We start from the raw sequence: 20,573 nt of genomic DNA on the forward strand, positions 1-20,573 counted from the left end.
ACAAAATGAAAGAAAAACTAAAAGCGTTACTGCAACGCATTCTTCATTGGATAAAAAGCAATAAAAAAAAATCAGCATGCTTATTTGTGCTACTGGTTATTTACTATTTTTCATTGCCGAGAACATTGTTTCAGGAGCCCTATTCTACCGTAATTGAAAGCAAAGAAGGTGAACTGTTAGGCGCAAAAATCGCCCGTGATGGTCAATGGCGTTTTCCGGCGCAGGACAGCGTACCTGATAAATTTAAAAAATGCATTGTCTATTTTGAAGATGAACATTTCCGACACCATCCGGGTTTCAATCCTGTGGCAATGTACAACGCAATGAAACAGAACAGTAAAGCCGGCAAAGTAGTCCGAGGCGGAAGTACACTAACACAACAAGTTATTCGTTTGTCCAGAAAAGGAAAAAACCGGACTTATTTTGAGAAAATAATCGAATTAATTCTTGCTACAAGATTAGAATTCAGACATTCTAAAGAGGAAATATTAGAATTATATGCGGCACATGCTCCTTTCGGAAGCAATGTTGTCGGATTGGAAATGGCTTCCTGGCGTTATTTTGGAGTGCAGTCACATCAATTATCATGGGCAGAAAGCGCCACTCTGGCTGTTTTACCTAATGCGCCCAGTTTAATTTATCCGGGGAAAAATCAGGAAAAATTACTCCGAAAAAGGAATACTCTCTTGTTAAAACTAAAAAACGAAGGAATCATTGACCAGCAAACCTATGCATTAGCTAGTGACGAACCTCTGCCTCAAAAACCATATGACCTGCCACAAATTGCCCCTCACCTGTTACAGCGTGTTGCTAAAAATCAGGAGGGAACGCGATTGAAAACAACCATTGATATTACACTACAGAATCGGGTAAACCAAATTGCAAAATACTATTACAATCAGTACAAACAAAACGAAGTCAACAATCTGGCCATTTTAGTAATTGATGTACAGAATAGAAACGTGATTAGTTATATTGGAAATTCCCCTTCAGATGAAAATCATCAGAAAGATGTTGATATCATTGGCGCTCCAAGAAGTACCGGTAGTATTTTGAAGCCTTTATTGTATGCTGCCATGCTGGACGAAGGAGAATTATTACCCAACACATTAGTCGCTGATATTCCCACACAGATTTCAGGTTATACACCACAGAATTTCAATTTGACTTTTGACGGTGCTGTTCCTGCTCACAGAGCCTTATCGCGCTCACTGAACATTCCGGCAGTTCTGATGTTACAGGATTATGGAGTGAATAAATTTTATGAAGAATTACAGAAATTCAAACTCAAAGACATTTCGAAACACCCGGATCATTACGGGTTATCATTGATTTTAGGTGGTGCTGAAAGTAATTTATGGGATTTGTGCCGCACCTATGCCGGCATGTCATCAACAGTAGATTATTTTAATAAACACAACGGAAATTACCGTACCAAAGAATTCGCAGAATTGAATTATGATCATAATTTTACACCCGATTTTGGTTCAGAAAGTAAGCAAAAAACCATTTTAGGAGCCGGAGCAATTTGGCAAACTTACAATGCGATGGAAGAAGTAAACCGTCCTGAAGGAGATGAAGCATGGAAGTTTTATGACAGTTCGCTTAAAATCGCATGGAAAACAGGAACCAGTTTTGGGAATCGTGATGCTTGGGCCATAGGTACAAATTCGAGGTATGTTGTAGGTATTTGGGTGGGCAATGCTTCGGGAGAAGGAAGGCCAACATTGACAGGAGTAACCAGTGCAGCACCTATTTTATTCGATGTATTTAATTTATTACCAAGAAAAAAATGGTTTGATGTCCCTTTATTGGATCTGGCAGAAGTAGAAGTATGCAGATTAAGCGGCCATCTGGTACAGGAAGACTGTCCGAAGATAAAGCAATATGTTCCATTGAAAGGAAAAACGACATCTATTTGCCCGTATCACAAAACCGTGCATGTAGATAAAACCGGAAAATACAGAGTGAACAGCAGTTGCGAGAATGTAGAAAATATTGTGACAAAAAAATGGTTTGTGTTGCCTCCGGTTATGGAATGGTATTATAAGAACCAGCATATTGAATATTTACCTTTGCCCCCTTTCCGAAGTGATTGCCAGGGAACACAAACGGCTTCAATGGATTTTATTTATCCAAAAACCAACAACAAAATTTATCTGACAAAAGATTTTAACAGCGAAACCCAGCCTGTAATCCTAAAAATAGCCCATTCACAAAGAGAAACCGAAGTATTCTGGTATGTGGACAATGTGTACAAAGGTTCGACAAAAACCTTCCATGAAATGCCGATTACACCTAGTGAGGGCTTTCATTATATCACTGTGGTGGATGAATCCGGCTATGAAATCCGAAAGAAGATTGAGATTGTGCGGGAGTAATTTCAATAAAGCATTCTATCTATATCAAAAAAACGCCAGTCAAATTCGACCGGCGTTTTTGTTATTGTATATTTAAGGTTTTATAATCGGTATTGGCACTTTCTTTTTCCATTGTGCTTTTTGAGTTAACAGCCAACTGAAATCACCTGTCAACTGATCTCCTTGGGTAAAGTTTCCTTTAGCATCTATTCCATTATAAATACCGGCGCTTGAGTGGCATCCCATACAGCTTTCCGTACCAAAAACAGTAATATCACTTTTAGGATTGGCTTCCATAAAATTAGAGGCTGATTGGTTTCCGCCTTGGAAAAATGTTTCCATAGAGATATTCGTAAGAAAAGCCAAGTTTGGCATTCCTCCCGGTTTATTCGCGATGGATTCCGGAAGATGGTAACTGCTTTCTTCATGAGATCCCGGAGCAGCATTCTGATCTAATGGGTATTGAGTATCTATCAATTGATAATACTGCCAAACGCTTTTCTGAGACCTGAAATACTCCTGCATTCTTCTGTTAATTTCCTGCACACGCACTGGAATATCAACCATACGCTTCGCCTGAGTTTTCATGATATTGTTTTCAGCAAAATAACGATCCGTCGTATCTCCAGAAATAGTCCAGAAATTACTATGTATCCCTGTATTGAAAGTATAGGTTGTCCCACCGTTCGTAACATCAACATTAACAGGACAGGTTTCGCATTCCGGGTTTGTTAATGATGGATGTATGATGGTTTTTTTGCCATCTTTCATGACCACATTCTGATCTAGATTATCTATCTGCTCAAAGGTAGACCAAACCCATTGTTTTCCTGTTGGTGTCTTCTGACTGATATGGAAACCTATCATCCCAAGATCCTTTTTCACCAACTTTTTTGTTTTTGGATCAATGATATATCCCCTGCTTTTATAATAGCGGTCTTTATCATCTCCTTTTTCAAGTATTTTCCATGCAAATTTAATTTCTATTGCTCCTTCTTTCTTTTTTTTGTAATCTCCTGCAGGGAAATTTGCAAGGGAGTCTTTCTTCGAAAATTCTATTTGGCCATTAATATTGTACAGTCTATTCGTAACAACATAATCAAATTCGGATCTGTTCATTAAAACCTCATAAACAACCACATTCCCGTTTTGATCGAATAGCTCGCCAGCAAAGGCCTGATCTGTCTCATCCGCAATATTTTTACTACGATTTATATGTGTAGGTGTAAATGATGACAATACCAATCGCGTATCTTCTTCATTAAAAATAGCCTGTGGCAAACCCAATCCTCCACCGGTTCTTTTACTTCCCCACGGAGCCGGAATACCTCCATCTTCACGATACACCTGAAAAGCTTCTTTCCATGACAACCAAGTCGATTTTCCTTCGTCATTAAACTTTTCCTTAGGGTTTCCGTCTTTGTCCCTTGGCCAAAAAATAGCGATTAATGATTTCCAGCTGTGCTCATTGAAAACTTCGTTCAGTTGGTAAATATCACCCTCTTTTTTCAGTTTTTCCTGAAATGCAGGATCAACATCTATCGGAATTTCTGAAGAAAAATGAACTGGCGGAGGAATGTCGCCATAACCATCTTTCCTGCAAGAATTTGCCATGAAAAACAACACTAAAAGAGAAAGTCCCTTAAAGGAGTTGCTGCCGATTATTAATTTTAATTTGTTTGTCATTGTTTAAAAATTTAATGGTTAGTGTATTTTATTTCTTCTGTTCCAAAATGGGGAAGAAGCAAACCTTTCTTCCTGGTTATAATACTCCTGATGTTTCTTTAGGTAACCCTGAAAATCATGGTCAATAATTTTTTGGTATTTTTTTAAGCCCGATGGCTGATCATTAATTGTATCCAAAACAGCGTAGGCCGCATAATTGCTCATTGCTAATGATTTAAAAATACCAGCAGCAGAAATGGGATCATAACAAGAAGCCGCATCACCAACAGCAAGCCATAAATCTCCCGTTGCTGTATTAAGACATTGGGAATGTGCGGCAATAATTTTAGGCTTTGTTATTTCATTTTTCCCATCAACCCTACTACCTGTATGTATTGTCTGTGATAAAAAATCCTCAAAAACAACTGCATTCTTCATTTGCAATGCTACCGCAATATCAGCGTCTGTCATATATGCCGCGACTAAAACATCATTAGGCAATACCGCACTGTACCACCATCCATGCTCATTTGTTTCAACTAATGAACCTTTGGTTATTTTTCCACCTGTCTTTTTTTTATTTTTCAAATCATAAAAACGATAAATCCCTACCAGCTGATCTGTTGCTATTTTTTCGGCACCTTGCTGAACAGAAAATGCTGCTTTTTTTCCTGTTGCATCAACAACAAAATCAGCGTTGATAATTTGTTGTATCCGATTTGAATTACAATCCAAAACCCAATTGTGAGCTTCCTTTTTTGATGCAATGCAACTTGTTTCAAAAAAGAAATCAACGCCTCTTTTTTTTGCTTCATTCAGCATGAAACCATCAAAAACCGGTCTGTCTAAATACCATCCATATCCATACGGAGAATAGATATATTCATTAGTATACAATTGTGATGATCCCCATGCTGCAGATGTTCCATACGATGTTATAAAATTATAGGTGGCAAAATCATCCCAAATCCCCAGTTGCTGTAAAACTTTTGATGCCTGCGGAGGCAGTGTTTCGCCAATACGATTGGTTTCAATAACCGAATTTCCTCGTTCAAGAATGGCGATTTTAAGTTTTGAATTCAGGTTTTTCAACGCAATAGCAGTTGCACAACCCGCGACACCGGAGCCCATAATAACAACATCATATGTAAGGCTGTTTATCATGCTTTTTCTTCATCCTGCTTAACGGCAATCCATTGCGCTACTACTCCGGCAGGTGCTGTCGATTGATTATTAGGCCCTGTCGGATGTGGTATAACTCTAACTATTGTTCCTACAATTGCTGGTCGCTGGTCTACCCCGTTACACCAGTTAGGCACATAATACCCAACATAATTATAAATCCATTCTGCTCCGCCCACTATCCCTTTCCCTTGAAATTGAATAGTAAATGGATTACCATAACCTATAGATCCGCTTAGTTTTAATTCCCATCCCGGTCCAAAAATCAACCCGTCCAGTGTTTGCATAGGAGCGTCATCAATTTTAATTGTTCCTTTTCCAAACTGCAGCGAATTGAAGTCCGCATCCAAATCCGGGTTGCTGAGAAAACTTCTGTAAGTCCACAAACCCGTAAGGATTTCCGGAACTCCGTTCTTTTTTGAATTCATAATAATTTGTTTTTTGGTTTATAGTTAGATTATTAAAGTTTCTCTATTTTTTCTTTTTCGATTCATTAACAGAATGTCCCAGAATCCTGTCACCTGGCTTAACCGGTTCACCCAAAGCTTCGTTATTGCGTTCAATCTGATAAAACTGTCTGGTGATACCTTCTCCATCTGCAATTAAAAAACCTAAATCTTTCCAGGCCTGCACCATTTGAAGATCCCCTGCATTATTATCCGGTATTCCTGATGCCCAATACACTTGAGGGCCGTTTATAGCTACCGGAACAACGATAGGTCTGTGTGCTGGCCACCATGGAATGTTATAGGCAATTTGCTGTTCTACCGGGTCTCCAACAGAATCCGGGTATATAGTATTCCAGCTTCTGAAGGTTACATCTATATCCTGATCTGTACATTCATGGAAATCTGCCTGCCATGGTATTCCAATATATTTTGTAATATCTCCTGGCTCTAATCCTTGTTTCAAATCTGGCGCTGTACTGCCGTCGATATCCGCTATCGGCTTGGGAATACTCAGTGCTCCCGGAATATAATCCGCATGTTTAAAACGATATGGACCGCTGTAAATCGCTGGATTTTCGACTATCCAGGACATTTCGCCTCCAGGACAAAAAGCGCCTCCGATAACGTTACCCAATACTCCTCGATCAATTCCAATACCTGACACAGGAGGTAAACTCCATGGGTTACTGCAACTGGCATTTGCTTCATCCCATTCCAAGCATTCGTTTACAAATTTCCCTTTCGCCCATTGTTTCAGAAAAAACAACTGCGTCTCTGTCATAGATAAAAACTTTTGCGGAGCAGTATTTGTCAGCGGATTGCTGCCACACAATAATGGCATTAATCTGGGTTTGTTAGATCCGCCAAAATAACCGCTTACCTCATAATCGTTCGACTGGTCTGTTTGTCTCATGATACTTAAAACAAATTGCCGAAGTCTGGCATTCGGATCTTCTCCATTTAAAGGCGGAACAGAAAGGGCATCTTTGCTCAGATTACCTCCGGTTCCTCTATTATGCGGATCCCCTCCTCCGAAATTATCGAAGATATAAGTGTATTTAAAATCATCGGGTCTTCTGAGTTGCGACCAGATTTCTTTATAAAATTTAGGATAATAATCCGGGTTATAACGTGCGGCATTTCTCCAGAGATCAAGTTCTTCCTGTGTTTTAGGACTATTGCTTTTTTTATCAAAAGGAGGCACACCAAACACCTGAGGGTCATAAGCCATGTTTCGGACAAAAACATCATACATTTTCTCATCCATGGTAATCATATCTTCCATTTCCGGAACATATCTCGGATAACCAACAACAACCCATGCAGGGATTTGAACATCCATTGTTCCTTTTACGGTGGTTTCTATTTTTTGATCCCCATCATAAGTAATATCTGTAAATGTGTATTCGATTTTTGCAGTAACGGGCCCATCTGAAATATCATCAAACCATCCATTATTATTAACAAAATTGGTAATTACAGGAGTTTTTGTCGATCCTGAGTTTCCATCACCTCCCAGTACTATCAATCGAATATTTTGATCTTGTTCATTCACTATCAAGCTTCCTAGGGTCTCGATAGGATTTGGCTGGATATCAGAAGGTGGAAAAGTTTGAGGATAAGAGACTTTTTTGTTTTTACTATTATCGTTTTTCTTGCTTTCAGAACCAAATTTGGCAAAAGCCCCAGAGCTGTTTTTAAGATTGACCGTTAGCGGCCCCGGATCTATAATAAGTTGCCTGCGCAAATCCGGCTGGTTTACTTCTGGATTCCGCAAGGCATGATCCGGCGCATAACCATGCTCTCCGTTTGTCTCCTGAAACTCATACCACGAAGCTTTTTTATTAGCCAAATGTACTGTCCAATCAATATCAGTAACTTTACCTTTAACAACTCGCGGCGCTGTAACTGTCGTTTGATAAATAAAATTATAGGTCTCCCCTTTTTTAATTTCTTTACCAGAGGTATCATCATCATTATCGTAAGCAAAAATTTTAAACCTTGCTGCCTGTTTTTTAATTTTTGATAAGTCACCATCATCCTTGAAGGAACTGACTCTTATAAGATTTCCGTCTTTGTCTTTTAGTTCTCTGCCCACCTCATCACAAGCGATAGGCAAAGTTCCCGGTTGCTCCGGCGCTAAGTAAAAATCATCTGCCGTATTTCCTAATCTTGCGATACCGATGCCAGGGTGAATTTTAAAAGTTGTATATGATTTATCCATTGTATCCATTTTTTAGTCCATAAAGTTTAAAGAAACACCTTCGATATATACTCCGTTATCAATGGGTTTTCCATTAATCCCAACAATAACCAGCTGGATTGTAATATCCTTTGCACCGTTATTCAAAACCCTTTGCACAGCATTTGTAGCATCAATTTTAAAATTTCTTGGTTCGTGGTGGTGCAACGTCCTCTGATCAAATACTCTTGTTTTCTCTAAAGGCAAATTACAGTGGCTCGGACCTCCATAGCAGGTTCCGTGAAAGGTTGTAACCTCTTCAACAAAATTATCATTCCCGTTAGTTGGGGTGTCAATTGTAGCATTTGGAGAATTTAAAAACACTCTTATGCGTGCGTTTTGCAAATTCCCGCGTTGCACCCGATGAATTTTAATTTCGGCTTTTCTATGGGTATCCAAAGTATTGACAGACACTTTTATAGGCTCACTGTTGAATTTCTTCAATCCAACGGCACTGGAAACATTGTAGAAAACAGAATCTTTCATATAAGTATAGCCCAATTTCTGGATACTCATGGCGTCCTGAACCCCTAAACTCCATGGTGCTAAAGCAGCATTCATTTCCTGAGGAGTGCCATTATGCTGTTCCTGCCATCTTGCCCAAAGCCTGTCTACATTTGAGTGATGCGCCCAAAACAAAGGGTCAAAAGCTGTAACCCTGTTATCAGTCATCCAGCCATATGGAGGATTTTCTTTTCCTTGCGGATCAGCGGTTAAATTCAATTTCTGGTAAATTTTAACCCATTCAGGGCTGTTATCCGGATAACATAGATTTGTCCCTCCTGAGAAATTATGCATTCCATTATGCACTTTTTCCAAAGAACCAAAGAAATGATCGTAGGCAGGTCCTCCGCCAAAATCTCCAAAACTGTCTATCGACAATAGTAATTCTATGTCCTGTTTAGTGGGATATTGTGAAAGCGGGCCCATTGAACCAGGCCATCTGTTAGGAAACCACAACGGATTAACCTCTTTCAGCACGTTGTAAAGCATCCTGATTTTATCGGTCCATACTGCCGTATTGTTAACGTTCATGATTTCATAAGGTATTCCGGCTGCATTTAAAAAACGCAATCCAGAATTAAAAACAGTCCCTTTTTGAGCGATTTTCTGCAATGCTGTAATTTCGTTTTTGGAAAACATTGGACCACCAGTTACCGCTTTTGCATTCTGAAGTTTGTCTAATCCTTTAGCTGTTAAAAAACAACCGTAAGCTTCGGGAATGACTCCTAAATCGTATTGTTTGTTGTTGAATGTATTTCTGTTTACATCGGCATAATCCGTCCAAGACCAATAAGGCAAGGCTATATCAGCATTGTAATCTTGTAAAGTCTGCTCGAAAAAATAGAGATATAATCTATGCCAAGGTGCAAATTGCTCCCAACCGTGCTGACAGGAATCAGTGTGTATTCTGGCCCAATAATCAAAACTGCGTTCGTCCTGCAAATAGTTATTATACTGGCTCATGCAGTTAATCGCTTCCCGATACGTTTCCAGTTCATCCGGTGTCAATGAGCTTATTTCTTTTCTGACGGAAGGTCCTTTATTGTCTCTAAGATCTTTATTTGTTTTGTTTGCTGATATTTTATGCAATGCATCTCCGTTGGCTAAGGCCAATAAATTGCTCACTGCCGAAACCGCTGCCAATTTGGTTTTCGTATTGCTTTCTTCTTCCAGCGTTAACGGGCATCCTGCATCAATCCAATTCGCAACTAATGCAATCTGATCTGCTGAAGCCACATTAGCCGTATCCCATAATAACCTCGGAAACTGGGTGCCGTCAAAAGGGTACAATCCTTTAAGCCCTATTATAATCGCTGATGCATCACTTCTTTTTTTCTGAGGAATGATCTGTCCTCCGCCTTTTCCTCCTGAAGGCCAGCAATCCCCGGCATTATCTGATGCTGTAGGGGAAGATAAAGTACCCGTAACCGCTGCCTGAGGAACTCCGGAGTCAGACTGATCGCTGCCTGAACCGCAGCAACCTTCTCCTTTTTCAGTTGGTGATGCCGCAACTGGAATTGTTGTATTATCCGTCGAACCGCAACATCCATTCGGAGCCCCATTTGCATTTTCATCGCTTGCCGGTGCAATAAGCCGCTGTCCGTACAAAAAAGCATTTAGAAATATATCCGGATTAAGCCAAAACGCATGCAATCCCTGATAACTCGGTATCTTATCTCCTTGCAGCGAATTTAAAGTATCGATAACCTGCGCATACAAAGACTTTTCAGTTTTCTTGCTAGCCATATAGTAGATTTTAGATTTAGTGTTAAGTTAATCAAAATTAACAAAATATAAAAAAAATCTTACAGGTATTTATACCTGTTTTCTATAGTAGCGGTAAAGTTTAAAACTTGAAGTATTGATTTGAGGAAAAGAATAAAAACACGAAACTCGTTTAAATTAAGCTTGAGATGTTATGTGATGTTGAAGGAAATCGTTATTGCCAGCTGGTGATTATTTCTTCTTACTGGATTTAGCAAAAGGATTGAAATCCAGACAAAGCTGTATCCAATAGGAAAGATCTTTATTGCTTTTGTGTCCTTCTTCAGTAACAAAAATATAGCCCTTCATTGTTTTGCCTGACATCTCCATAGGCACGACAAAATTGTTTTCTACAGCCTTGGGTATGCCAATCAAAATTGCACCAAAAAAAGAAATATTTTCTATAGTTGGTTTTTTGAGTTTATGAGAAATAAAATACCCATAATCATAAATTAAAGCCATTCCAAACATCACATTATTGAATACAGTTGCAATTCCTTTAATATCAACTTTATCTTTTTCTTCTTTTGACATTGTATTATAGCCAGCTATAAAAAATACAATTTTCCGTGTTTAATTAGTATTCCGAGTACTATAAAAAGTATTGCTATTCCAATTATAGTTCTATTTTTTTTCTTTTTTATTAATTACACAAATTGTTAATATCATGGATATGATTACGCATAAATTGGAAAGAATTCCAGAATAACTATTTTCCTTTAATTTTTCAAAATTAAATTCTGATAAATTTAGAATAAGTAAAATAGAACTTGCAAAAATTAAAAAATAAGCCAATTTTTTTCTATCCATGTTTTTTTTCGTTTTTGTTCGGCAAAAATGACGCACAACATTGTGTGGCTTGCACGGAGTGGCGGACTTCGTGACTGATTAATTTTCCGCCAAGATAAAACATAATTGCGGAAAATCAGATTGAACCCGCCATTTCTGCAAACCACTGTGCTTGTTGCACAACTATCCAAATATAATAAAATGGTTTGTTTAAAAACATGAATTTTCGTGTTTTTAAGAATGCAAGGAAGAAAAGAACTCAGCCCCAAAATGCTTTACCAGGTTCACGGTAGTGCAAACCTTTTAAATGGTTTTTTCTTTGGAATGGGTGGCTGTCCTATGATTGCACAGACTTTAGTAAACCTATCTGCGGGTTCCAGAGCGAGACTTTCAGGAATTATAGCTGCGTTAACGATTTTAGTAATCATTTTAGTTGGTGCTCCTGTAATTGGAAAATTGCCAATGGCAGCCTTAACAGGTGTAATGATTATGGTGGCGATAGGAACTTTTGAATGGGCAAGTTTGAGAATTTTTAAACGTATGCCTAAGTCTGATATTTTTGTGATGATTGTTGTTATGTTAATAACGGTTTTTCTTCATAACTTGGCGTTAGCGGTTTTAATAGGTGTTATTATTTCTGCATTGGTTTTTGCTTGGGATAATGCTAAACGCATACGTGCAAGAAAGCACATTGATGAAAATGGTGTAAAACATTATGAGATTTATGGCCCATTGTTTTTTGGTTCTGTAACTGGTTTTTCTGAAAAGTTTGATGTATTAAACGACCCTAATGAGGTGATTATTGATTTTGCAGAAAGTCGTGTTGTGGATATGTCTGCTATTGAAGCCTTAAATACAATAACAAATCGTTACCACAAAGAAGGTAAAAAAGTTCACTTACGACATTTAAGCCAAGATTGCATTGCATTGCTTAAAAACGCAGAAGCAATTATTGACGTGAGTATTATGGAAGACCCGATTTATTTGGTTGCTGAGAAAGTATAATTTATTAAAAAGGCATTACGGAATCGTAATGCCTTTTCTTTTTAATCTCAATGTTTGAATTAATTTTTAAATGACACTATAAATAATGATTACGCCAATAATAAAAGAAAGAGGAGAAATTAATTGAAAATATGTTGGTTTTAATATATCTGCAGATTTATTAGAGAAGTTATAATGAAGTTGTCTTGGGACAAAATAAAGTACCCAAGAAGTAACAAGCATAAACCAACCAAAAATTTTGAATACTTCGGGAAATTTGGAAAAGTCAGAATATACAATTAATGCTGTTGCTGGTATCATTCTTATAGTTATCTCGGCATAGTTTATAAAATTTGTACTTCCTGCTTTTCTTAATGTTGCTCTTGCCTTTTTTGGATTAAAAAGCATTAATGCACTTACAAACATAAAAAATATTCCAAAGAAGATTATTATATATTTCGCAACAATTTCTATCATAATTTATCGGTTTTTTTCTGCGTAATTTTGGGGAAGGGTTGCCTACAACGTCCTGGCGCTACAAGAGGTTTGGGATTAAAGATGTGAGTTTTTTCCATTATGCACACCCGAGCGATAGCGAACTGACGAAGTAAATTTTCCAAATACAAAAGCATCTTCAAATTCAGCCTAATGCCCAAATCTCTTGTAACGGCTGTTATAGCCAGTACATTTTATTCATATGGTTTCCAATTCTTATCTCTTTCTTCATCAGGATTTGGAATGCGTACATTTTTAACCATCTCTTTTTCGCAGGCACCAAACTTTAAAAAATATTTTTGACCTTCTTTTAATGAAACTTTATTTGCCCCATCTTCATAATTCGGATTATCAAGTTGAATTGGGGCGTTTTCCAAAAAACAGACTTCACAAATATCATAATTCTCTTCAGGTTTGTCTGTAAAAGACTTGTAACCACAACATAGATAAGCATATTTTTCCGCCATCATCATTTTATTATTTGGTTATTATTTCTTGTTTACATTTATGAGAAATAAAACAAAACCAACAAAACTAAGCCCCAAACCAAATGTCAAACCTAAAGAGCTAAATGTTGGTCCAGGTAAAATCGTCCAAGCCAAACCATTTAGTATAAAACCTAATATCATTAAAGAGATCGATAAAATTATACCCTTATACCTTTTCATTATAATTTATAAAATTTTAAGTGATTTTGTTTTTCGCATTTTTTGGTTGTATTGGCTATAACGTCTTGGTACTTGCGATGTGGCGGATTAAGGAAGCCTAATCCCGCCATATTGCTAAACGACGGTTAGTGGCTGGTTTTTTGTTCAGTTTCTTTTTTTATTAAATTTTTCGCCATAAAATATATTCCGATTGTTATAAATGGAATACTCAAAATTTGTCCCATATTTAATTTCATACCGTCTTCAAATTCCACTTGATTTATTTTTACAAACTCAATTAAAATTCTCATTGTAAAAATTAAAGTAATTGCCAAACCAAACAAAAATCCATTTCCTAACTTTATGTTTTTAGTTTTGTAAATAGTAAAAACTATAATGAAAATTATTAAATATGAGATTGCTTCATAAAGTTGAGCTGGATGTCTTGGTATATTGTCAACTTTTCTAAAAATAAATGCCCAAGGCATTGTAGTTGGATTACCAATCATTTCGGAGTTCATTAAATTAGCCAGTCTAATAAATGTTGCTCCAAGTGGAGCAACGATTGCAATTAAATCAAGTATTTTAAGATATTTTATTTCGTATTTTTTTGAATATAAATAAAGTGAAATAATTAGTCCAATTGTTCCTCCGTGGCTTGCCAAGCCAGTATATCCAGTAAATTCTATTTCTCCAATTTGATTTATTTTAATTGGTAAAAACATTTCTAAAATATTTTTTGAATAATATTCAAAGTCATAAAATAAACAATGTCCAAGTCTTGCCCCAACAAAAATTCCAATTATTCCATAGACAAACAATGCTTCGTGTGCGTTATCTTTTAAGTTTTCATTTTTGTAAATTCCTTTTAAAACATAAGTGCTTAAAAGTAACCCACAACCAAATAGAAGTCCGTAATATTTTAAAGGAAATCCAAAAATGTTAATTATTTCAGAATCAAAATCCCAATTTATGTATAATGCAATCATATTTTTTATTAATTTCTATTTTCTGCGGTGTTTTGGCAAACTAGCCACTAACGTCCCGACGCTTGGCGATGGTTGCGAAATTCGGAACTGTTTATTTTCCGTTAAAGATAAAATTTCTTACGAAATGTAAACATGAATTTACTGCAAAATTCGCAATCTCGCCAAACGCCTGTTACCAGACGTTTTTATTTTAAATTTAATTTTTCTATTTTATTTCCGATTGTAAACGCTTTCATTTCACTTTCTAAATTGCTAAATTCCTCCTTCAAAACTCTCTTAATTATTTTTCCGTTTTTCAATAAAAATATTTCATCGCAAGTGTCGTTTAGTGTCGAAAAAATGTGAGATGAAATTATTATTGATTTTCCCATTCCTTTCAATTTATGAATTATTTCGGTAATTATTATATTACTGTGAATATCAACACCATTAAAAGGCTCGTCTAAAATGAATAATTTGTTTTCTTGCAATAATATTGCAGTAAATGCGAGTTTTTTTCTCATTCCTGTTGAGTACTTTACGGCATATTCATTCAATGGCAAATCAAAAATATTTTTTTCTTTTAAATCGGTGTTGGTTACATTTCTGGCATTGCATAATAATTGAATATATTCATTACCTGTTATTTTTGAAAAAAAGTAAGGTTCGGTTTGTAAATAGCCCAGAAAATCTTTAGGTTTTCCATATTCACAATTGATTGCTCCATTATGTTTTTCTAATCCAGCAATACATTTGAACAATGTAGTTTTTCCTGCACCATTTTCGCCAACAATTCCATAAACTTTTCCTTTTTCAAAATTCAAGTTAATATTTTCTAAAACTACTTTAGAACCGTATGATTTTGACAAGTTTTCAATGCTAATCATTGTAATATTTCTTTTAATTTTTTCGTTGATTGGATGTATAAATAAGGAATGATTAGCAATAATAATGGCGGAAGCCACAATGTTAATGCAAATACAATTCCGAATCTAATATTTAATTTTTCAGGAAATACTGAATATTTTGCTAACATAGTTGTGAAAATAAATAAATAACCTAAAAATTGAAAACCTAATATTATATCAATTTTTGTGAAGAAAAATAGAGATAAGCTTATAATTATTGGCAAACATAAAATGGTTGAATATTGGATGATATTTTTTAATTTATATCTTAAAAATTCTTTTGGGGTCAATGAAAATACCCAAACATAAAATTCATCTTCAGAATTTGCATAATAATTAAGACAGGAAAGTAAAGTAAGAATTAATGAAAAAATACCCAAATTAAAATTATCAACACTAATCGACATAAATGTTAAAAAATAAGCAAAGAAATAGATGAAATAATTTGACCTAAAACCTACTGTAAACTCAAACGGATACTTATAAAAAGGAGTTGGTAATGTAAAACTTGATTTGGTTTTTAAATCTATTAGAGAAAAAAGACAAACCGAAATAAAGAGTAAAATCGAACTCAAATATTTTTCTTGAAATAACAAAAATGTTATAAACGCAATTGAAACAATTAGGTTTTCGACTATTCTTATTTTAGTATATTCTGTTTTAGAATAACAAAGCTTCAAAAAATCGTTTCTGTTTATTTCATTCAATTTTATTACTAAACTTAAAGCCAATGCAATATAGACATATTCAGCAAATTGAGTTTTTTCAAATAATTTTATCGAAATACCAATAAATGCAAAAAGACCAACAAGATAACCAATTATAGGTTCAATTCCCCATTCGGTTAATTGTCTGTTTAGCATTTTGAATTGTAAAATACAATATTCTTTCATTATTTCGGAGCGCTAAAATGGCTGGTAACTCACTTATATGCATGATGAAATCATACATATGTCTTAAAAACAGCTAGATTATATGTATACTATTATTTTTAAATATACTAAATTTTATTCTTAATTCTAACCCCATGCTAAATTAGTATGCCCGATTCAAAACATGTTAGTTTGTTGTACCTATGTTGTACTAAATTAATTTTAATTTAAAAAATATCAATTAAATAAAGGAATAACAAGTGTTATCATTCTAAACCACTGTGCTTGTTGCACAACTATCCAAATATAATAAAATGGTTTGTTTAAAAACATGAATTTTCGTATTTTTAAGAATGCAAGGAAGAAAAGAACTCAGCCCCAAAATGCTTTACCAGGTTCACCTACAAGATTTGGTTTCAGAGCATAATTATTATCGAATGCTGGATTCGGCACTAGATTTTCACTTTTTATATAAAGCGACAGCAAAATATTACGCAGAAGAAGGACAAGAGAATATCGACCCGATAGTGTTTTTTAAAATCTGTTTGGTGGGTTATTTAAACAACATCAACTCTGATAGAAAACTAATTGAATATTGTTCGAATTGTCTGGATTACGATAAAATGCACCAAAAACTGACTCAAAACCCTCTGTATGCCAAGCGAATGGTTAGAGTGCGAAGCAAAACAGTAGAACCTGTTCTAGGGACTTTGATTAATTTTTTGAATATGAAAAAGGTAAATAGTCGTGGAATTAGGCAAGCCAACAAACATGTTTTGATGGCAACTATGACCTACAACCTGAAGAAATACCTGAAGTTTATTAGCCAAAAGCCTAAATCACAAGCCAGAATTATATCTCAAAAGGGAGGGAAAGTACAATCTTCTCTAAAGTCTTGTTTTTACGACTTAAAAAGAGTCCTTTTAAGTGTACTGATTGTTAGAGAAGATAATTTACAACCAAAAATAAACCTCGCTTAAATTGCTTTAAACGAGCTTGTTTTTTATGATTTATTTTAAATGATATTTTTTTTTAGAGGTTGTGCAACAGCTACCGCTGTTGTGCGTAGCCTTTTTATTTATTCTGTTTTTTTTCCAATTCTATTTTCATCTTGGCTAATATTTCTTCTTCGAGTGCCTTTTTTATTTTTCTATTTTCAAAATAACCGAAAGCACTATTTAAATCTTTCCATTCTGAATTTGAGTCTTGTATTCTCACAAACGCAAAAGTAGTATTGTTTTTTCCACTTGGTCTTGTCCAAGTTAATAGCATTCTATTATGAAAGTTAAAATAAATATGATGCCAATAATCGGTAGAATCTTTGTCTTCCCATCCTTCGCCAACGTGCAAGTAAATATTATCTTTCCTAACTTTTTCAGCGGCTTCAATTACTTTTTTTTCAGGATAATTTAGTTCATAACTTTCCGCATTTGCATAACTTCCTGGCGCAAATGCACTTCCTAATTTGTAGAAACAAAACAGAAATAATAATAATCCTCCAATAATAAATATGTATTTTCTTTTCATTTTAGTTCCGTTTTTCAAAGGTTACGCACAACGTCCCGCGGCTTGAAGCAGGTGGGGGCTTGGTAGCAAAGTATTTTCTGCTTTGAAAAGTGGTTCTTGGTTTCCAGTAATGCCAATAAATCCCCACTTGATTCAAACCGCCTTGTTAGCACTCGTTATTTCTTCTTCTTGTACTTTTTACAATGTATATAAATCATATCTTCTGTTCCAATTGTCTTGTCACCAAGTGAAACTGCTTTATGAAAATCTTCACAAGCACTTTCTGTCTGCGCGGAAGTAGGGTGTATATTTCCTTTAGAAGTAAACATATTAATTTTCGCATTTCCTCTGTTTCCATACGCTTCCATATATTCAGTATTCAGTTCTATAGCTTTGTCATAGTCTTTAATTGCTCCCTCAAAGTCAAAGTTGTTTCCCTTGCAAGCTCCACGATTAAAATAAGCTTGAGCAACTGTCGGATTCAATTCGATTGCTTTGTCATAAAGTTTAATCGCTTCTTCATTTTTAAATTGTCTACTTAATTCAATTGCTTCTTTTGTAAGCTTCATGAATTCATCTGAATAATTTGCTTTTCCATTAACAAAATAATACTTAACTAATAATTTTCCGTCTTTGGAATATTCCATGTAGTCGCCTTGTTGAACTCCATTTACAAAAGTTGATTCAACATGCTTTTCTCCTGTTTCATAGTAAATCGTCCAAATGCCATTTTCTTTATTATCTACAAACTCTCCCATTTGTTTTAGAGTACCATTTTCGTAAAACTCCTTTGCTGTACCATGTGGATAAGATGCCTTATAAAATTTCTCTGTTCTTTTTTGTCCGTTCTCAAAAAATTGAATTCTCAGTCCTTCGAGTTGACCATTTACAAAGATTCCTGTTCCTTTCGTTTTTCCATTTTCAAAAGTCTCAATAAATGCTCCGTTAAAAGCTGTATTTTCGCCCTTTTTTGTCCAAAGTCCATCTATGCGTTCAAGAGCGCTAATATTTGTCTGACCGAATGTGTAAATAGTAAGGAGTAAAGCCAAAAATGTAAATGTCAATTTTTTCATTGCCTTGTTTTGTTGTTACGGTGTCGTTTTATAATGAGTGCTAACGTCCCCGTGCTTTACGAGGTTTGGGACTAAATTAAGATTTATTTTTCGGTTAAACACAAATTTTACAAGTACAAAACAAATTTTGAATTAAGCCTAAAACCCGAATCTCGCAAAACATCGTGTTAGGCGTAGTATTTTTATTTCCACATTTTTGAGTAAAATAATCTATTCGGTTTTAGGTAAATTGTTTCATTATTAAAGTCAATAAAAACATTAAATCTTTTTAAAATATTATTGCCAATGTTTTCATTATGTTCAATATTTTCTATTTCTTTTTGTTGTATAGCCATTGGTATTTGATACATTTCATAATTTCCAATTATTAATTTAGGCAACAATGCTTCTTTATTCTCGATTTCAATTCCAGTACTGCCTTTACTTGTGTTTTTTCTTATTGTCTTCATTGCATCATTCAAATTGTTTTCTTTAGCAAATTTCTGTCCGATGAATAAATTACCATTAGAACCTGTATCGAAGTCAAACCAGGTTTCGCTTTCTATGCCGTTAACTACTAATTTACTTTTGATATAATGAATGCCTTCAATTAGCTTGAATTCTAATTTTGAATATTCAGAGGATAATTTGGGTACTGAATTGTGCAATATTATGTTTTGAGTTTCGTAGTCAATTTCTACAACTTTGCCTTCAAAAACAAGCCAACCTAATACAACATCAAAGGGAAAATTTGTTTTTGATTTATAATCTATAGATAAAAGTGGGATATTTTCCCATAAATAATTGCCGATTTTAATAGTGTTTTTAGAACTTTTATTAACTGTAGAAATTCCGTCCATTCCGTTGTTTTCTGTAGTTCCGTCTAAATTAATTTTTACTTTATTACCAATCAACGAAGAAGTAATTACACTTATTCCCGCACCAGTATCGTATATTAAGTCTAAAGTATCGCTATCATTAACTTTACCAGAAATATGAATTCGATTATCTGCACCAATTCGAAAAGGAATTGTGTCGGTTTCTGATTTATATTTAGGGTTTATATTTGAATAAAATAATTTAGGTTCAAGATTTGGTTTATTGTTTTTATAAGTATTTATTTGCGTTAATGCTCTTTCTTTACCGTTTAACAAAATAACAAAATCATATTTTTTATTTGGTTTGACCTCAAATTCAAGAGTGTCAATGTCACTATAAAAAATAATTTTTTCTTTGTCTTTAAATGGGTTTGCATTAAAAACGTCAAGTTTAAGTTCGGGTGATGTTTCCCAAGCATCCTTGTAATAAGATTTACCTTCTTTTATACTTATAAGTTTTGTGTTTGATTTTAAAACTAATGGTATTTTTTGTGCAAATGTTATCTTGCTCAAAATAATTAGTCCAACTGTTATAATTTTTTTCATTGTTCTGTTGTGTGTTTCGGTAATATTACGCCTAACGGTTTTCAGCTTGGCGAAGTGGCGGAAATCGAAGCACAAAACTTCAATTTTGCACAAAAGTTGAACCGAAGAACAACTGTTGAATTTTGCACTAAACCCGCCATTTTGCCAAACTGGTGTGCTTGTTGCACAACTATCCAAATATAATAAAATGGGGTGTTTAAAAACATGAATTTTCGTATTTTTAAGAATGCAAGGAAGAGAAGAACTCAGCCCCAAAATGCTTTACCAGGTTCACCTACAAGATTTGGTTTCAGAGCATAATTATTATCGAATGCTGGATTCGGCACTAGATTTTCACTTTTTATATAAAGCGACAGCAAAATATTACGCAGAAGAAGGGCAAGAGAGTACCGACCCGATAGTGTTTTTTAAAATCTGTTTGGTGGGTTATTTAAACAACATCAACTCCGATAGAAAACTAATTGAATATTGTTCGAATTGTCTGGATTACGATAAAATGCACCAAAAACCGACTCAAAACCCTCTGTATGCCAAGCGAATGGTTAGAGTGCGAAGCAAAACAGTAGAACCTGTTCTGGGGACTTTGATTAATTTTTTGAATATGAAAAAGGTAAATAGCCGTGGAATCAGGCAAGCCAACAAACATGTTTTGATGGCAACTATGACCTACAACCTGAAGAAATACCTGAAGTTTATTAGTCAAAAGCCTAAATCACAAGCCAGAATTATATCTCAAAAGGGAGGGAAAGTACAATCTTCTCT

The 20,573-nt window shown here is 35.0% G+C and carries 17 protein-coding genes and 1 pseudogene; 4 read left to right on the plus strand and 14 right to left on the minus strand.

Annotated elements, in window-relative coordinates; translation table 11 throughout:
* Nucleotides 1-5: 5 nt before the first annotated feature.
* Complete coding sequence (gene pbpC, locus ACRDEC_RS08990; protein ID WP_431498002.1) at nt 6-2,381, plus strand: penicillin-binding protein 1C; 2,376 nt, start codon at nt 6-8, stop codon at nt 2,379-2,381.
* A gap of 72 nt (nt 2,382-2,453) precedes the next feature.
* Here the strand turns inward: pbpC and ACRDEC_RS08995 are convergent, their stop codons facing one another.
* The 6 genes from ACRDEC_RS08995 to ACRDEC_RS09020 all read right to left on the minus strand — a co-directional run bounded on the left by ACRDEC_RS08995 (nt 2,454) and on the right by ACRDEC_RS09020 (nt 10,700).
* A complete protein-coding gene (locus tag ACRDEC_RS08995) occupies nt 2,454-4,046 on the minus strand; it encodes a hypothetical protein (protein WP_431498003.1) in 1,593 nt (530 codons plus the stop codon).
* Between the two features lie 18 nt (nt 4,047-4,064).
* Nucleotides 4,065-5,189: an NAD(P)/FAD-dependent oxidoreductase gene (locus ACRDEC_RS09000; protein WP_431498004.1), complete on the minus strand. Its 1,125-nt coding sequence runs from the start codon at nt 5,187-5,189 to the stop codon at nt 4,065-4,067.
* Nucleotides 5,186-5,635, minus strand: coding sequence for a hypothetical protein (locus ACRDEC_RS09005; RefSeq protein WP_431498005.1), 450 nt, complete (start codon nt 5,633-5,635; stop codon nt 5,186-5,188). The genes ACRDEC_RS09000 and ACRDEC_RS09005 overlap by 4 nt, the downstream gene beginning before the upstream one ends.
* A 43-nt stretch (nt 5,636-5,678) precedes the next feature.
* Nucleotides 5,679-7,880 carry a LodA/GoxA family CTQ-dependent oxidase gene (locus ACRDEC_RS09010; protein WP_431498006.1) on the minus strand — a complete coding sequence of 734 codons (2,202 nt, stop codon included), beginning with the start codon at nt 7,878-7,880 and terminating at the stop codon, nt 5,679-5,681.
* A gap of 12 nt (nt 7,881-7,892) precedes the next feature.
* Nucleotides 7,893-10,148 (minus strand): tyrosinase family protein, encoded by a 2,256-nt coding sequence (locus tag ACRDEC_RS09015; RefSeq protein WP_431498007.1) that lies wholly within the window; start codon nt 10,146-10,148, stop codon nt 7,893-7,895.
* Between the two features lie 210 nt (nt 10,149-10,358).
* Nucleotides 10,359-10,700 (minus strand): TfoX/Sxy family protein, encoded by a 342-nt coding sequence (locus ACRDEC_RS09020; RefSeq protein WP_431498008.1) that lies wholly within the window; start codon nt 10,698-10,700, stop codon nt 10,359-10,361.
* Nucleotides 10,701-11,243: 543 nt separating this feature from the next.
* On the opposite strand from ACRDEC_RS09020, the pseudogene ACRDEC_RS09025 reads away from it, so the two are divergent.
* A pseudogene (locus ACRDEC_RS09025) lies at nt 11,244-11,960 on the plus strand (SulP family inorganic anion transporter); the annotation flags it as partial.
* A 66-nt stretch (nt 11,961-12,026) separates the two neighbouring features.
* On the opposite strand, the gene ACRDEC_RS09030 reads toward ACRDEC_RS09025, so the two are convergent.
* From ACRDEC_RS09030 to ACRDEC_RS09050, 5 genes are all read right to left on the minus strand, one after another.
* Nucleotides 12,027-12,416: a hypothetical protein gene (locus ACRDEC_RS09030; protein WP_431498009.1), complete on the minus strand. Its 390-nt coding sequence runs from the start codon at nt 12,414-12,416 to the stop codon at nt 12,027-12,029.
* Between the two features lie 212 nt (nt 12,417-12,628).
* The gene (locus ACRDEC_RS09035; protein WP_431498010.1) at nt 12,629-12,907 is read right to left on the minus strand and encodes a CPCC family cysteine-rich protein; all 279 of its coding nucleotides are present in this window, start codon (nt 12,905-12,907) and stop codon (nt 12,629-12,631) included.
* A gap of 320 nt (nt 12,908-13,227) precedes the next feature.
* Nucleotides 13,228-14,070 (minus strand): prolipoprotein diacylglyceryl transferase, encoded by an 843-nt coding sequence (gene lgt, locus ACRDEC_RS09040; protein WP_431498011.1) that lies wholly within the window; start codon nt 14,068-14,070, stop codon nt 13,228-13,230.
* 185 nt (nt 14,071-14,255) lie between these two features.
* Entirely contained in the window at nt 14,256-14,936 is a 681-nt protein-coding gene (locus ACRDEC_RS09045) for an ATP-binding cassette domain-containing protein (protein WP_431498012.1), read from the minus strand.
* A complete protein-coding gene (locus ACRDEC_RS09050) occupies nt 14,933-15,664 on the minus strand; it encodes an ABC transporter permease (RefSeq protein WP_431498013.1) in 732 nt (243 codons plus the stop codon). The genes ACRDEC_RS09045 and ACRDEC_RS09050 overlap by 4 nt, the downstream gene beginning before the upstream one ends.
* Nucleotides 15,665-16,182: 518 nt before the next feature.
* Here ACRDEC_RS09050 and ACRDEC_RS09055 point away from each other — a divergent pair.
* The gene (locus ACRDEC_RS09055) at nt 16,183-16,809 is read left to right on the plus strand and encodes a transposase (RefSeq protein WP_431498014.1); all 627 of its coding nucleotides are present in this window, start codon (nt 16,183-16,185) and stop codon (nt 16,807-16,809) included.
* Between the two features lie 94 nt (nt 16,810-16,903).
* Here ACRDEC_RS09055 and ACRDEC_RS09060 read toward each other — a convergent pair whose 3' ends face one another.
* The 3 genes from ACRDEC_RS09060 to ACRDEC_RS09070 form a co-directional block, all read right to left on the minus strand.
* Nucleotides 16,904-17,356, minus strand: a complete 453-nt coding sequence (locus ACRDEC_RS09060; RefSeq protein WP_431498015.1) for a hypothetical protein — start codon at nt 17,354-17,356, stop codon at nt 16,904-16,906.
* A 155-nt stretch (nt 17,357-17,511) separates the two neighbouring features.
* Complete coding sequence (locus tag ACRDEC_RS09065; protein ID WP_431498016.1) at nt 17,512-18,408, minus strand: tetratricopeptide repeat protein; 897 nt, start codon at nt 18,406-18,408, stop codon at nt 17,512-17,514.
* A 182-nt stretch (nt 18,409-18,590) separates the two neighbouring features.
* Nucleotides 18,591-19,811: an aspartyl protease family protein gene (locus tag ACRDEC_RS09070; RefSeq protein ID WP_431498017.1), complete on the minus strand. Its 1,221-nt coding sequence runs from the start codon at nt 19,809-19,811 to the stop codon at nt 18,591-18,593.
* Between the two features lie 226 nt (nt 19,812-20,037).
* Between ACRDEC_RS09070 and ACRDEC_RS09075 the strand changes: the two genes are divergently transcribed.
* The coding region (locus tag ACRDEC_RS09075) for a transposase (RefSeq protein ID WP_431498018.1) at nt 20,038-20,573 on the plus strand (536 nt) is incomplete at its 3' end.

Source organism: Flavobacterium sp. (genome assembly GCF_050696275.1).
Lineage (GTDB): Bacteria > Bacteroidota > Bacteroidia > Flavobacteriales > Flavobacteriaceae > Flavobacterium.